Origin of the sequence: Paraburkholderia madseniana, assembly GCF_009690905.1 — a bacterium.
In the GTDB taxonomy this organism is placed as follows: domain Bacteria; phylum Pseudomonadota; class Gammaproteobacteria; order Burkholderiales; family Burkholderiaceae; genus Paraburkholderia; species Paraburkholderia madseniana.
This window is the reverse complement of sequence record NZ_VOSW01000045.1, coordinates 61045-76373: the sequence shown is the minus strand read 5'-3', so window position 1 is coordinate 76373 and position 15329 is coordinate 61045. Positions and strand designations below refer to the sequence as shown.

11 protein-coding genes and 1 pseudogene are annotated in these 15329 nt (G+C 62.2%); 5 read left to right on the top strand and 7 right to left on the bottom strand.

Annotation, left to right across the window (positions count from 1 at the left end; all coding sequences use genetic code 11):
- On the bottom strand, positions 1-411 hold a 411-nt coding region (locus FSO04_RS23405), incomplete at its 3' end, for a hypothetical protein (protein WP_199203057.1).
- A 764-nt stretch (positions 412-1175) separates the two neighbouring features.
- On the opposite strand from FSO04_RS23405, the pseudogene FSO04_RS23400 reads away from it, so the two are divergent.
- Positions 1176-1358 (top strand): annotated as a pseudogene (locus FSO04_RS23400) (SDR family NAD(P)-dependent oxidoreductase); the annotation flags it as partial.
- Between the two features lie 68 nt (positions 1359-1426).
- On the opposite strand, the gene FSO04_RS23395 reads toward FSO04_RS23400, so the two are convergent.
- On the bottom strand, positions 1427-2413 hold the full coding sequence (locus FSO04_RS23395; RefSeq protein ID WP_154562942.1) for a zinc-dependent alcohol dehydrogenase family protein: 987 nt from the start codon (positions 2411-2413) through the stop codon (positions 1427-1429).
- A 423-nt stretch (positions 2414-2836) separates the two neighbouring features.
- On the opposite strand from FSO04_RS23395, the gene FSO04_RS23390 reads away from it, so the two are divergent.
- Both FSO04_RS23390 and FSO04_RS23385 read left to right on the top strand, forming a co-directional pair.
- Positions 2837-4225 (top strand): FAD-binding oxidoreductase, encoded by a 1389-nt coding sequence (locus tag FSO04_RS23390; protein WP_154562926.1) that lies wholly within the window; start codon positions 2837-2839, stop codon positions 4223-4225.
- A gap of 219 nt (positions 4226-4444) precedes the next feature.
- The gene (locus tag FSO04_RS23385; protein ID WP_154562924.1) at positions 4445-5035 is read left to right on the top strand and encodes a BPSL1445 family SYLF domain-containing lipoprotein; all 591 of its coding nucleotides are present in this window, start codon (positions 4445-4447) and stop codon (positions 5033-5035) included.
- A 186-nt stretch (positions 5036-5221) separates the two neighbouring features.
- On the opposite strand, the gene FSO04_RS23380 is transcribed toward FSO04_RS23385, so the two are convergent.
- A complete protein-coding gene (locus FSO04_RS23380; protein WP_154562922.1) occupies positions 5222-6817 on the bottom strand; it encodes a methyl-accepting chemotaxis protein in 1596 nt (531 codons plus the stop codon).
- A gap of 365 nt (positions 6818-7182) precedes the next feature.
- On the opposite strand from FSO04_RS23380, the gene FSO04_RS23375 reads away from it, so the two are divergent.
- Both FSO04_RS23375 and FSO04_RS23370 read left to right on the top strand, forming a co-directional pair.
- Positions 7183-8508 (top strand): YihY/virulence factor BrkB family protein, encoded by a 1326-nt coding sequence (locus tag FSO04_RS23375; RefSeq protein ID WP_154562920.1) that lies wholly within the window; start codon positions 7183-7185, stop codon positions 8506-8508.
- A 528-nt stretch (positions 8509-9036) separates the two neighbouring features.
- Complete coding sequence (locus tag FSO04_RS23370; RefSeq protein WP_154562918.1) at positions 9037-10173, top strand: porin; 1137 nt, start codon at positions 9037-9039, stop codon at positions 10171-10173.
- A 268-nt stretch (positions 10174-10441) separates the two neighbouring features.
- Here FSO04_RS23370 and FSO04_RS23365 read toward each other — a convergent pair whose 3' ends face one another.
- The 4 genes from FSO04_RS23365 to FSO04_RS23350 all read right to left on the bottom strand — a co-directional run bounded on the left by FSO04_RS23365 (position 10442) and on the right by FSO04_RS23350 (position 14929).
- On the bottom strand, positions 10442-11314 hold the full coding sequence (locus FSO04_RS23365) for a proteasome-type protease (RefSeq protein WP_154562916.1): 873 nt from the start codon (positions 11312-11314) through the stop codon (positions 10442-10444).
- A 240-nt stretch (positions 11315-11554) separates the two neighbouring features.
- Positions 11555-12382 carry a transglutaminase family protein gene (locus FSO04_RS23360; RefSeq protein ID WP_154562914.1) on the bottom strand — a complete coding sequence of 276 codons (828 nt, stop codon included), beginning with the start codon at positions 12380-12382 and terminating at the stop codon, positions 11555-11557.
- Positions 12383-12395: 13 nt separating this feature from the next.
- Positions 12396-13346 carry an alpha-E domain-containing protein gene (locus FSO04_RS23355; RefSeq protein WP_154562912.1) on the bottom strand — a complete coding sequence of 317 codons (951 nt, stop codon included), beginning with the start codon at positions 13344-13346 and terminating at the stop codon, positions 12396-12398.
- A 173-nt stretch (positions 13347-13519) separates the two neighbouring features.
- Positions 13520-14929, bottom strand: coding sequence for a circularly permuted type 2 ATP-grasp protein (locus FSO04_RS23350; protein WP_154562910.1), 1410 nt, complete (start codon positions 14927-14929; stop codon positions 13520-13522).
- Positions 14930-15329 lie beyond the last annotated feature (400 nt).

The following is a 15329-nucleotide window of genomic DNA, read 5'->3' as shown; positions in this document are numbered from 1 at the left end:
GCCCTTCCCTCCACCGCCGCTCCCTACACTTCCGGCGCCAAGTCCCACCGCGCCGGACGTCGAGCCGCCTCCGCTACCGTTAGCGCCCGCTCCAGTCGACGAAGTCCCGCTGCCATTGCTGCTCTGCGAGCCCGACGCCGATGTAGACCCCAGCCCCGCAGCCACTGCCACTCCACTTCCGCCGAACGCCCGCAGCCCACCGTCATCCTGCTTGCAGCCGAGCGTGTCGAATAGCGGGCAATCGATCGGCAATACCTGCGCAACCGTCAGCTTCGTCGAACTTGCGGACTGCGCCACAGGTTCAGCCGAGCTCGTTTGAGCGCCCGCCATCGCCGCATAAAGACTCACAGCAATCGCCAATACCGCTTTGCTTGTCCCCAACGTCCGCGCGTCCCCGTTTTTCTTTTTCATTTCATTCTCCTAACCATATAATTCGAAAGACAGATCCAGATAACGAGTGAATCTCTGTTCGCTGTTAAAAATGAAACTTCAAAGCCCAGTCGGCATTGCCAGGCACCGCACGAAAAGCGCGCGACTCCCGGCATCGCATCCGCAGATACTCCCGGTCCGATTTGACGTGATCCGGGAGAAGCGACTGGCTGTGCGCGAACAAAGGTTTGAAAAGAGCACAGCAGGGGCCCGATGGAAGTTGAAGTTATGCGGAGCGCCATCCAATGACCGTGCGTTACCCCACGCAATGCGAGATTGCTGGCCTGTTTCCGATTAATTGCGCTGCACGACTGTCAAAGATCGTCAATTACCGTTTTTAACAGCGTCGGAAATCCTCATCTCCAGATACGCAGTCCAAACTATTATTTTTACTTCAAGTCCGGCTCGCCTAATCAGATGATTCGAACAGCCGCAAACAAACTATTTACCCGGGAGTGAGCAGTTTCGGTGGAGATACATGGACCGTGACGCGAACAATTGTTTTGCCTATGTGTTTGTCCGGACACAAAAGAGAATTTACAAAGACGGGAGTGAGCGCAATCACACAGACAGTACTACGGTGCGCGACCCATCACTCGGCCAAACGAAGCGCGCCTCGTCGCGGACATCGACCGGCGCTCTGCGTCCGCGCCATCGTTATCCGTGCGCCACCCCACTAAGCGAGCGAGAAAACCGAATCAGGCGACAACAGGAAGATCGCAACCTCATCGACAACAGGAAGAGAAATGCTTTTATCCGAACAATGCGTGCTGGTAACCGGCGGCGCTCGCGGACTCGGTGCCGCGATCACACGCGCACTGGTACGCGAAGGCGCCGGCGTCGTGGTGAATTACTGTAAGAGCGAAACGCTGGCTCACGCGCTGAGAGACGAATTCGGCGATCGTGTCCTGCCGATCCAGGCGGATCTGATCGTGGACGGCGGCCTCGTGAAGGGTTAATCCAAAAGCGCGCAGCAACGCTGCGCTCAGCGTTCCGCTCAACTGACCTCGACCACAACTTTGCCTCGCGCGCTACCGTCGGCCAGTGCTTCATACGCAAGCTGCGCGGTGCCCAGATCAAAGCGCCGCGCGTCGAGGCGAGGCGCAAGCCTGTTTTCTTCGGCAAGCCGCGCGGCCACACGCAGCATCTCGCCGTGATGCGCGCGGCCTTTCCCGGAAAGCAACGCATGCAGCGTGAACACGCCCGAGTAGGTGGCTTCGCGAAACGACAGCGGCGCTAGCGCATGCGTGCCCCACCCGAGCGCGCTCACCACATGGCCGAAATGCCTCACGGCGACAAACGATGCGTCGAGCGTCGTCCCGCCGACGGTATCGACAACCAGGTCGAAACCCACGCCATCCGTCGCAGACTGGACATATTGCTCGACCGACTGTGCACGGTAATCGATCGGTCTGGCGCCGAGCGCCTCCACCACGCTGCGGTCGCGCTCGCTCACTGTCGTAAAGACCTTCGCACCCAGCGCGAGCGCCAACTGCACAGAGACGTATCCGACTCCCCCTGCCCCGCCATGCACGAGCACCGTTTGCCCTGCCTGCAAATGCGCGCGATCGACAATGCCCGAGTACGCCGTGATGAAAGCAAGCGGCAGCGCAGCGGCTTCGCGCATCGAGAGATTGGACGGTTTCAAGGCCAGCAGATCCGCATCGACAGATGCGTATTGCGCCAGCGAACCTTGCAGGCCGCCCACGCCCCCCGTCATTCCGTACACCTGATCACCCGCCTTGAACCTATCGACACCGGCGCCCACTGCCTCGACGACGCCGGCCATGTCGATCCCCAGCACCGCCGGCAAGGGATGTTTCGCGTGCCCGGCGGCGCCGGCGCGAATTTTTGTGTCGAGCGGATTGAGGCCGCTCGCGGCGATTCGCACCAGCACCTCACCCCGCGCAGGCTCGGGGCGCGGTAGTTCGGTCAGTTCGAGCGGGCCGTTGTGCTGCCTGAGAACAAGAGCTTGCATGGACATCACGCCTCCCCAGCGATTGATCGTGAACGAGTCGATACGGGCATATTCCTCCGTGCGAAACCGCATGTAAATCGGCACGTCCGCACGGTACGCAAACGAAAATTCCACCGTTCGCCCACCAAAGTGTCGCCGCGCAGCCACCACCGCGGCGCACAACCAACACTTCCTCTCGCAGTCTTTTCCCGAAGTATTTCCACCATACACAGCGGCGACGACAGCCATGACTCGTGCCGCAGCGCACGGACACTTGCCGTACGTGCTTTCGCGCGGTGTCGATCGCGGACGCGGGTTTACCTTCGTTTGACTTAAGGAAGCAGGGCCGTTTACTGGACGCAACTTGAACCTGTCCAGACGCTTTCAATTTGCTTTGTTCAGCTCAATGGTGTTTCGAGAGCGTCTCCCATTAATGTCTGGAGGTGTGTCATGGTAAGCGTGTCCAGCAGCGCTGCAGAAGAACTCAAAGCCGCGATCCGAGGCGAACTGTTGCGGCCCGGCGACGCGGGTTTCGACGAGGCCCGCAGCATCTGGAATGCAATGATCGACCGGCATCCGGCGCTGATTCTGCGCTGCGCCGGCGTGGCCGACGTGCGCCGCGGCGTAGCCTTCGCGCGCGACAACAATCTGCCGCTGGCGGTGCATAGCGGCGGCCATAACATCGCCGGCACCGCGCTATGCGACGACGGCCTTGTGATCGATCTGTCGCCGATGAAATCCGTATTCATCGATCCAGTCGCGCAGCGCGCGTATGTCGAGCCTGGTGCTACGCTCGGCGATTTCGACCACGAAGCGCAAGCATTCGGACTCGCCACGCCACTTGGCATCAACTCGACCACCGGCGTGGCAGGTCTGACGCTAGGGGGCGGCTTCGGCTGGCTGAGCCGCAGATACGGCATGACCGTCGACAATCTGATTTCAGCAGACGTGGTCACCGCCGACGGGGAGTTGCTGCACGCAAGCGCGGACTCGCACGACGATCTGTTCTGGGCGATTCGCGGTGGCGGCGGCAATTTCGGCGTCGTGACGCGTTTCGAGTTCGCGCTGCACCCGGTCGGGCCGCTCGTGTACGGCGGCCTCGTCGTGCTGCCGATCGATCAGGCGAAAAATGCCCTGCTCAAGTACCGCACGGCTGCAGAACAGATGCCGGAGGAGTTGAGCGTATGGGCCGTTCTACGGCTTGCGCCACCGCTGCCGTTCCTGCCGCCCGAAGTGCACGGCAAACCGGTCATCGTATTCGCGATGTGCTACTCGGGCCCCATCGAAAACGGGCCGTCCGTGGTGGAGGCCGTACGCGGCTTCGGCACACCGGTCGGCGAACATCTCGGGCCGATGCCGTACGCCATGTGGCAACAGGCGTTCGATCCACTGCTCACGCCGGGCGCTCGTAACTACTGGAAGTCGCACAATCTCGACAAAATATCGGATGGTCTCATCGATGCGCTGCTCGATGCGATCGGCGAGCTGCCGTCACCGCAATGCGAAATCTTCTTCGGGCAGATCGGCGCGCAGACGAGCCGCGTGCCGGTCGAAGCCACAGCCTATTCGAGCCGCGACACGCAATACGCCATGAACGTGCACGGCCGTTGGGACGACGCGAGCGATGACGAGCGCTGCATTGCCTGGGCGCGCGCTTTCTTCGACGCAGCCGCACCGTTCGCGCTAGGCAGCGTGTACGTCAACTTCATGACGCAGGAGGAAGGCGGCCGGGTGGCTGACGCGTATGGGCCAAACTACGAGCGTCTCGGCGCCGTGAAGAACCGCTACGACCCTGACAATCTGTTCCGCCACAATCAGAATATCCGCCCGGCGGCCTAGGGATCGAGGGGTAGGTTGAGGGGGGAAGCGGCGTTGAAAGCCGTGAATCCCCCCGCGAACGTCAGCGCATGACAGTTGTCTATACACAGGCCGTGGCGTCAGGCACGCTAAATGCTGATTAGCAGGCATACGGGCTGCCGACGTACGCATGTGCCGAAGTCACGGCACTCACTGTCAGACAAGAAAACGCAATCTTCACTACGCACCAGGAGAACAATCATGCGCAGACGACAATTCATCATGACCACGAGCGCCGCTTTGGCTACGGCGGGTTTTGGCCTCGCCGGCTGCACGACCACGTCGCCATCCTCGAGCGCGTCTGAGTCGGCGAACGCCGGCAAGCGCGACACGATCAACGCCGGCGTTGATTCCACCTTGTCGCGTCTCTACGCGAACGTCACCGGCTCGCGTGAACTGGTCGCCAAGGCGCGCGGCGTGCTGGTGTTCCCGTCGGTGATTTCCGCGGGCTTCTGGGTTGGCGGGCAATACGGCGAAGGGTCGTTGCGCGTGGCCGGCCGCACAACGGGTTACTACAGCACCGTCGCGGGCTCATTCGGTTTGCAGATCGGCGCGCAGTCCAAGGCGCTGGTCTTCCTGTTCATGACGCAAGAGGCGCTCGACACATTCCTCAGCAGCCAGGGATGGGCAGCAGGCGCCGATGCAACGGTTGCCGTGCTGAAGGTCGGTGCGAACGGCGCGATCGATACGTCGACCGCCACCAGCCCGGTCGAAGCGTTTGTGCTGACAAACGGCGGCTTGATGGCCGGGGTGTCGCTCGAAGGCACCAAGGTCTCACGTCTGATCATCTGAGCGAACGCTCGCTGGCGCGCGGTCAGGCGCTGTCACGCAACTGGTCGCGTGACGCCTCCATCAGGCGGCGTCACGCGCGCCGCGATCACGGCTCTGTCTGCCTCGCAAGTCATATTGACCACATTGCGGTAAAACTCACCCGTTTTACAATCCCGCCTGGCCACTGCGTCACCTTGGCCACGACATTCAGTCTGTCTGGCGCCTCGCGTGCCCCACGCTGTTCACGCCCCTTCCGGGCAGCGTGAACACGGCAATCGCGGCCGCCAGTTGCCCGGTCTGTGCTTTCAGGACGTCGGCCGACGCGCTGGCTTCTTCCACCAATGCAGCGTTCTGCTGGGTCGTTTGATCCATGCTCGCCACCGCGATGTTGACCTGCTCGATGCCCGAGCTTTGCTCGACCGACGCCGCGCTGATCTCGCCCATGATGTCGGTCACGCGGCGCACCGCGTGCACCACTTCCTGCATCGTTTCACCGGCCCGGCCCACGTACTGCGAGCCGCCTTCGATCTGCGCGGCCGATTCTTCGATCAGCGTCTTGATCTCCTTGGCCGCCGCCGCGCTACGCTGCGCGAGGCTGCGCACTTCGCCCGCCACCACCGCAAAGCCGCGCCCTTCCTCACCGGCGCGCGCCGCTTCGACGGCCGCGTTCAAGGCAAGAATGTTGGTCTGAAATGCGATCCCCTCGATCACCCCAATGATGTCGCCGATCCGGTGCGATGACTGCGAGATGCCACGCATCGTCTCGACCACCTGGCCGACCACTTCACCGCCGCGCGCCGCCGTCTCCGAGGCGTTGTGCGCCAGTTGACTGGCCTGCTTGGCGTTATCGGCGTTCTGCTTCACGGTCGCGGTGATCTGCTCCATGCTGGAAGCGGTTTCGCCGAGCGCGGTCGCCTGCTGTTCCGTGCGGCGCGACAGGTCCGCGTTGCCGGCGGCGATCTCGTTGGACACCGTCGAAATCAGCGTTGCGCCGCTGCGAATCTGCATGATCGCCTGCGCGAGTCGATGCTGCATGCGCTGCATCGCGGCGAGCAGGCTGACGTTGTCGCCGGCTTTCGTCTCGACGACCACATCGAGGTCGCCATCGGCGATACGTGAAGCGATCTGCGCCGCGTAAGCCGGTTCGCCGCCGAGTTGCCGCAAGATGCTGCGCAGGATCACGCCGATCACGAGCCCCACCACCAGACACAGAATCAGCGCGGCACCGACGTACTGCACGAGGGTGGTGTAAAACGCAGCGTCGATATCGTCGGTGAACACACCGGTGACGATCGTCCAGTCCCATGGCTTGTAGAGCCGCACGTAGTTGATCTTCGGCGCCATCTGATTGGAGCCCGGCTTCAGGAACTGCAGGTGGATGAAGCCTTCGCCTTCGCGCTGGGCGAGATCCGAGCCGTCCTTGAACACGTGGCGGCCTTTCGGGTCCGTGAAGCCACTCATGTCCTTGCCTTCGAGATCGGCCCGCACGCCGTGCATCAGCACTCTTGCATGCGCGTCCTCGAGCACGAGGTAGCCGCCGGCGCCGTCGTAGCGCATCGCGCGCAGGTCGGCCATGGCCGTACGTTGCGCGTCGGCGAGCGACATCGTGCCGGCCACGACGAGGCCGTTATAGCGATCCAGCACGCTGTAGGCCACGCTCACCACGCTTTTCAGCTCGGCCTGACGGTCGGCGATCATCGTGTCGCGCGTTTTGAACCCGCCCCACAGGCCGATGGCCAGAATTCCCATGCACATTACTGTTAGCGCGAGCCAAAGCCGCACTTTCAGGCGAAAACGTTCCATCTCCGTATTCCTTTGTACTTATAGGCGGCGCCGCGCGGGCGGGCACCGTAACTGTTCATGTCAATCTTCGGAATAACGGCGGAACGGGAGAAAACTTCAGCGTTTGTTTGATGCGTGTGTTTGATGCCTTCGTGCGTTGACCTATGGGGCGGAGCTTGACTGGTGCTGCTCGCCGGGGCGGCGGCATTCTAACGGCACACATGCTCGCGGCGTATCACGCGCATGGGCACGAAGCGCTTGTTATAGTGACAGGCACAAGGTTTGCGAAAGGTGTCGATGCGAAGTCTGCAAATGCTGCATTGAGGCCACCTTAGCGGCTCGCACACTGCGCTTGCGGCGCCAGTATCCCCTTGAGAAACACGACCATGGACATCGACACGCTCTCCTCCGAGAACCTCCAGTTGGTAGCGCGCAGGCAGGCCAACTGGGCAATTGGCGCATTCAAACAGTTTTCCGACGACCGTTGCGCGGCCATGGCCGCCAGCATCGCCTTCTATGCGGCCTTCTCGCTCGCGCCCACGCTGGTCATGGTGATCGCCGTGGCGGGCTGGTTCTTCGGCGCCGCGGCCGCGCGCGGCGAACTGTTCACCCACATTCACGGCCTGCTCGGCGACCAGGCCGCCGCGGGCGTGCAAACCATCGTCGAGAACGCTCATCACAGCGGCAGCGCCGGCGGCATCGCGGCGATCATTTCGTTCTCGATGCTGGCGATCGGCGCCTCGGCTACCTTCTCGTCGCTCAATAGCGCGCTCAATCTGGTGTGGCCGTATACCGGGCCGCGCTCGTCGAGCGTGATCGCGATGGTGCGCGTGCGCCTGATTTCGTTCGGCCTCGTGCTCGGTGTCGCCTTCCTGCTGATCGTCTCGCTGGTGCTCGATACGGTCATCACGTTCATCGGCAAATGGCTGTGGGGCAACTCGCCGTATGTGGTGATCGGCAACCTGCTGCAACTCGGCGTCGGCCTGCTGGTGCTGGCCTTTGCCTTCGCCGGGTTGCTGAAGTTTCTGCCGGACGCCAAGGTGCAGTGGCGCGATGCGTTCGTCGGCGGAATCGTCGCGGCTGTGCTGTTCTCGGCGGGCAAAAAACTGTTCGCGTTGTATATCGCGCATGCCGGGATGGCGAGTTCATTCGGCGCCGCCGGCTCGCTGGCCGTGCTGCTGATGTGGCTGTACTTCTCGGCCGCCGTGCTCCTGCTCGGTGCGGAGTTTTCGGCGGCGCGCGGGCGCATGCACGATCCGCGCGGCAGCTGGGGCATGCAGGAAGACTCGCCGCCCGGCAGCCGTGCCGTGCTTGCTTCGGTGCTGGCGGCATCGACGGTATCGATCGATGCGCAGCCTCGCGTGGAAGACCGCGAAACCCCTGCTGCCGGGCTTGCCCCAGCAACCGGAGCGGCTGCCGCCGTGGCGCGTGCCGCAGCAACGCCAGCGTCAGCTTTACCGCCGCTGGAACCGCGAAAGAAGACTTCAGCGCGGGCGACCGTAGTCAAGATCGGCCGCACCGTAGTCCTTGCCGAAGCGCAAGCGACACGCGTCGCCGCGGTCACGTTGGTCGAAGCGGGCCGCACGGCCGTCGCCGCCGATCGCTATGTCAGACGGCACCCGTGGACCTCGGTGCTGTTTGCGGCAGCGGCTGGACTCGCTGCCGCCGCCGTGGCGCGCCGCAAAGGTGACGATGATGGCCGTGGCGCGTGAATGCGCGTGAAGAGTGAAGCTGGTGGCAGTTCGCACCGACAACACCAGAAGGGAGTGCCCCGACATGAGAACCATGGCGGCGGACCAAAGCAGGGGGCCGGAACGGCCGGCCACGACGGCAAACCACAGCAGCAAATCCCGGCCACAAGTTTGCGACGGCAGCGGTGGCTACCTGCTCATAACGCATAAATTCTGTCCAGCGCGCCCGTCAAGCGCGACGCGGCTCTGTTTTTATATGGGCGCTGAAGAACCGATGGAACAACTAGACGACTAGATTACAAAGGACATTCAAACAAGTGTCTAAATTGCAGGTCCCGAGGCCTTCACTATCAACAAAACAACAATAATGCGCACTCAGCGAACGAATATTGCTGAAACAGCAACAATCGTTAACGGGCTTTAAATACAAGGCTTTGCGTCGTTTGTCGGTTTTTGGAGACACTCTTTTTTTTCCGGTTCTTACCAGTTGAGGCAGTGAGCTATTCTCCTTTCCGCAACAACAAACTAATCATCTGCGTGGAGAAAAGGATGAAACGAATCGCCCTGTCTACCCTCTCGCTGGCGCTGCTCGGCGCCACCGGCGTAGCACATGCTCAAAGCAGCGTTACCCTCTATGGCCTGATCGACGACTCGATCCAGTACATCAACAACAACAACGTTTCGGGCAAGAACAAGAGTTCCGTCGCTATGGCCGCAGGCAACCTGCAGGGTAGCCGCTGGGGCATGAAGGGCACGGAAGATCTGGGCGGTGGCCTGAAGGCTATCTTCCAGTTGGAAAACGGTTTCGACCCGAACAGCGGCAAGCTGAACCAAGGCGGTCGCGAATTCGGCCGCCAGGCCTTTGTTGGCCTGCAAAGCGACCAGTTCGGTACGGTCACCATCGGCCGCCAGTATGACCCGGTGGTCGACCTGGTTCAGGCGCTGACGGCAGACAACTACTTCGGTTCCACCTTCACGACGCCGAGCGACGTTGACAACAACGACAACAGCTCGCGTACGAACAACGCAGTCAAGTACACGTCGAACACGTACGCTGGCTTCCAGTTCGAAGCAATGTACGCATTCGGCGGCGTAGCAGGCTCGTCGGGTGCAGGTCAAACCTGGTCCGGCGCAGCAACGTACGCGAACGGTCCGTTCAGCATCGCTGCTGGCTACATCCGCATGGACAACTCCAACACGGCGGCCGCTCGCGCAACTGGTTGGAACGCGACGTCGGACGGCACGTTCAACTCGATCAATGCACCGTACGCATCGGCGAAGTCGATCGGTATCGCTTCGGTTGCTGGCCAGTACGTTATCGGCCCGGTCACGGCTGGTATCCGTTACAGCAACGCACAGTACAAGCCGGACGCCCTCTCGACGTTCAGCTCGACCGAGCGTTACAACGTCGGTGCTGGCTTCGTGAACTACCAACTGACGCCGGCAGCATTGCTGGGTCTGGGCTACACGTTCACGCACGCTTCGGGCAACGGTCCGTCGGCATCGTATAACCAGATCTCGCTGGGCGGCGACTACAACCTGTCGAAGCGCACAGACCTCTACCTGGTCGGCGCCTATCAAAGGGCATCGGGCACGGGCGCAACGGCAACGGTTGCCGACTACGACGCCGAATCGGCCTCGAACTCGCAAGTAATCGTCAGCCTCGGTATCCGCCACAAGTTCTAATCGAACTTGACGGACTGCGGGAGCAACACGCAGTTGAAAACCAGCCACGGGCAATCAGCCTGTGGCTGGTTTTTTTTCGTCCCCAGGCTTTGGCGCTCGCGGCGACGACTGGTCCGTCCGAGTCATGCCGCGGATCGAGGGACAACCGCGCACGCGCTGCACGTCCATCGCGATCCCCTCAGTAAATGAAAAGGCCGCCAGCAAGCCCTTAACAGGCTCGTGACGACCTTGGTGTGATGCTCCCGGCCAGCGATCTACGCCGAACGCCCTAGCGCCGCTGGGCCTTGCCCTTCTCCGCCTGCGCCAATGTCTGCGCCGGCTTCGCGTCGAGCTCATGCTCCACGCCGTCCGCCCCCACCGGCGCGCGATGCAGCACCAGCGCACGCTCACGCTGCAGCAGCGGCACATCAGGCGATTCCTGCCAGTCCGGATCGGGAATCTCGCCGAATACCTGACGCAGCCGTTCACCCCACGTGCGGTGAATCATCTCGAAGTACGCGTTGTCGTGATCGATCGAGACGAAGCGCGTGACGTGCAGCGAATCTTTCTCATACACCAGCAGATCCAGTGGCAACCCGACCGAGAGATTCGAACGCAGCGTCGAGTCCATCGAAATCAGTGCGCACTTGGCCGCTTCGTCGAGCGGCGTGGACGGCGTCAGCACGCGATCGATGATCGGCTTGCCGTACTTGGCCTCACCGATCTGGAAATACGGGTTTACAGCCGACGCTTCGATGAAATTGCCCGCCGCGTAGATCATGAACAGGCGCGGCCGGTTGCCGGCGATCTGGCCACCAAGAATGAAGCTGCAATTGAATTCGACGCCGAATTCCTGCAGCGCCTCGGCTTCGCGCTGATGCACGCGGCGTACCGCGCGGCCAATCACGCGAGCCGCGTCGGCCATGGTGGGCGCGCTCCAGAGCGTAGGCTGCGAAGGGTCGACGGGCTCGGACAGCTCGTGCAGCACCGCTTGCGTGAGCGACAGATTGCCCGCGCCCAGCAGCACAAGCATGCGTTCGCCCGGCTGCTCGAACACCGACATCTTGCGCGCGGTGCTGATGTGATCGACGCCCGCATTGGTGCGCGTGTCCGACAGGAACACGAGCCCGTCATCGACGGACATCGCTACACAGTAAGTCATAAGGAAAAGTACCCGCAAAAAACGACTGAACGGCGCTATTGTAATGCGGCGCACATGCGCCTTACCCCGTTTTACGGCCGCCGCGCGCCGAATCTGAACGACTATGCGGGCTGACGCTCACTTAAACGCCTCGCCAGCCCTCCCGGTGAGCCGTCCTGTGATGTGACCGCGGAGGCGGCCGCGGGCGGCCTGTCATGCAGCCCCGGGCGCCCAGTTGAGCCGACCGTCAGTCCCCGCCCCCTATTGCGGCATCTGCCCACTGACCGTAACGGACACCTTCAGATGCTCCTCCAGCCCGCCGATCCGCCGGCCGCGCACTGGCGCGGCAGCTTCGTAGTCGCGCGCCACGGCGAGCCGGCAGTAGATCTCACTGGCAAACGCGGCATGCGTGACGTCGACGGAAATCCAGCCCTTGCCGTCGAGCCACACGTCGACCCATGCGTGGCTCGCGCCGTGGTCCGCCCCAAGGGGACCTCCTCCGGTGCTCACGTCGCCGGGTTCGATGTAGCCGCTCACGTAGCGCGCCGGGATGCCGCGCGCGCGGCAGCAGGCCAGCATCAGATGCGCGTGGTCCTGGCACACGCCGTTGCCGAGCGCGAGCGCCTGGGCGGCCGTGCTGGTGACTTCGGTGATACCGGTGTTGTACTTCACGCGCTGCACGATCTGTTCGGACAACTCGATCAGATTGCCGGATGTCGCAAGACTCGGCACTGATGCGGCCAACTCGCGGATTGCCGCATCGGCCTCGGTGAGACGCGTCGAGCAGGTGAAATGCTCGAGCGGAATCGGCCCGACCGCGTCGGGCAATTGACCATCTTTCAGCGCAATCGTGTCCACTTCGCCCGCTACGTGCAGACGAATCTCGCTGTGCGGCTTGTTGATGACGAGCGTATGCAGCACATTGCCGTAGGCGTCGAAGGTGGCGTCGAGCTTGCCGGGCGCATCGATGCTCCAGCGCCGCACCACCTGCGAGGCGCCGCTCGCCGGCGTCAGACGCAGTTGCTGGATCGAATAATGGACAGTCGCTTCGTAGCGATAGGACGTGTCGTGGCGGATCGTCAGGTACATAAAAAGAACTCCGTCAGGCGACTGGCAACATCAGATAGGTACGCGCAACCAGATTGCCGAGCTCGAACACGCGAGCAAGGAACTGTGTCAGATAGGCGTGCAGGCCGGCTTCGAAAATCTGCCGGATGTCGGAATACACCAGCTCGGCGCGCAGCTTGCCGGCAAACCGTTCGCACTGGTTCGAGCCCGGCGTGCGCAGCATCGCCAGATTCGTGCAGACGCCTTCGAGCGAAGCGAGCAGCGAGCGCGGCATCTGCTGGTTCAGGATCATCAATTCGACCACTCGCGCCGGCGTGACGACATCGCGATACACCTTGCGATAAATCTCCAGCGCCGACACCGAACTGAGAATCGAGGTCCAGTAGTAAAAGTCTTCGAGCTGGCGGGCGGCATCGCGTGAATTCGGCTCGACGTCGGCGAAGCGCACGTCGAGAATCCGCGCGGTGTTGTCGGCGCGTTCGAGGAAGGTGCCGAGCTGCGTGAAGAAGAACGCATCGTCCTGCAACGCAGTGCCGATCGTCACGCCGCGTGACAGGTGCGAGCGGAACTTCACCCACTCGAACAGCGCGCCCGGATTGCTCACGGCCTGACCGGACTGGCTCCGTTCGTTGAATTCGAGCCAGGTGTCGTTGATGGTTTCCCACCATTCGGTCGTCAAGGTGCCGCGTACGGCGCGGGCGTTTTCGCGCGCGGCCTGCAAACACGAGTGAATGCTCGACGGATTGGTCGCATCGGCCACCATGAAATCGAGCACATGTTCGCGGGTCGGTTCGTCGTAGCGCTGCGCGAACGCGCTTTCGAGCTCGGAAATGCGCAGCACCGAGCGTTGCGCGCGCGCTTCCTGTTCGGGCGTTTGCGGCAACAGCAGCGCCTTCAGGTTGATGTCGAGCATGCGGGCGGTGTTCTCCGCGCGCTCCATGTAGCGGGCCATCCAGAAGAGGTGATCGGCGGTTCGGCTTAGCATGACGGCGTTCCGTATCTGATGACGCGAGACCCTGGTAAAAGTAAAAAGGCTCGCGCTGGTTATCCGTGTGCACCGGCGGCGGTTCGACTACTTCGCCGGCACGTTGGGTTGCGGGCGCGGTTGCATGAAATGCTGCAATAACTCCAGCATGAGCAACCGCATTGGCAACCGCGTCAGTCGACCATCCACGTATCTTTGGTCCCGCCTCCCTGCGACGAATTGACGACGAGGGAGCCCTCCTGCAACGCCACGCGCGTGAGACCACCTGCGCACATCGTCACGCTCTTGCCGGACAGCACGAACGGCCGCAAGTCGATATGGCGCGGCGCGATGCCGGATTCGACAAAGGTCGGACACGCCGACAACGCGAGCGTAGGCTGCGCGATATAACCCGCGGGCCGCGCAATCAGGCGCTCCCGGAACGATTCGATTTCGGCTTTCGTCGATGCCGGTCCCACCAGCATTCCGTAGCCGCCCGCGCCGTGCACTTCCTTCACGACCAGCTCGGGCAGATGCGCGAGCGTGTACGCGAGATCGTCAGGCTTGCGGCACTGGAACGTGGGTACGTTGTTGAGGATCGGCTTCTCGCCGAGGTAAAACTCGATCATTTCCGGCACGTACGGGTAGATCGATTTGTCGTCGGCGATACCGGTGCCCATGGCGTTCGCCAGCGCCACACGTCCGGCCCGATAGGCGGTCAACAGACCCGGCACGCCCAGCGCCGAATCGTTGCGGAAAGCGAGCGGATCGAGAAAATCGTCGTCGACGCGGCGATAGATCACGTCGACACGCTTCGGTCCCTGCGTGGTGCGCATGAACACATAGTTGTCGTCGACGAACAGATCCTTGCCTTCCACCAGTTCGACACCCATCTGCTGCGCAAGGAAGGTGTGCTCGAAGTACGCGGAGTTGTACATGCCCGGCGTGAGCACCACCACGACCGGATCGTCGACGCCTTCGGGCGCCACCGAGCGGAGGGTGTCGAGCAGCAGATCGGGATAATGCGCGACCGGCGCAATGCGGTTCTGCACGAACAGCTCGGGGAAAAGCCGCATCATCATCTTGCGGTTTTCCAACATATAGGACACGCCCGACGGCACCCGCAGGTTGTCTTCGAGCACGTAGAACTCGCCCTCGTCGCCTGCGCGCACCACGTCGACGCCGGCGATATGCGCGTAAACACCGAGCGGTACGTTGACGCCCTGCATTTCAGGCCGGTATTGCGCGTTGGTATAGACCTGTTCGGCCGGCACGATGCCGGCACGCACGATATTGCGATCGTGATAGACGTCGTGGATAAACAGATTGAGCGCCTGCACCCGCTGGCGCAAACCGGCCTCCAGCGTCTGCCATTCGCTGCGCGGAATGATGCGTGGAATCAGATCGAAAGGGATCAGCCGCTCGGTGCCGGACAAATCGCCGTTCACCGCGAAGGTGATACCGACCCGGCGGAACAGCAGGTCGGCTTCCGCACGTTTGCGTGCGATCGCCTCATTGCCCTGCTTCACCAGCCACCGCTCAAAGCGCGCGTAGTGTGGCCGCACGGCATCGTCATGATGACGCATCTCGTCATAGCATCGCATGTCACGCCCCGCTCTTGTTGTCGGATAGAAGGCGAATGCGCTGCGCATTCGGTGTTCGACAATCGTTGAAGCAAGCGCTATGCCATTGAGCTTTTCGCGTGCCAAATACAGTGCATGCACGCCAACAGCGCATCCCGACCGGCATCGCCTCGCTGCCATCGTACTGCGGCGGCTCATGATGCGCTAGTACGGTGCATAAGCGGCACCTTGGCGGGCAGCGGCGAGTTCGCCAAACCACGGCAGGCGCGCATAAAAAATCCCCGCGGATTCGCATCCACGGGGATTCGGACAACTCGCACTGCGGGTCGGCTCAAACGTTAACCAAGGTTAAAAGCGCAAGGTTAAAAGCGCACGGTTAAAAACGCACCGTTAAACAACCACGCTCAAAAACCGCGGCAAC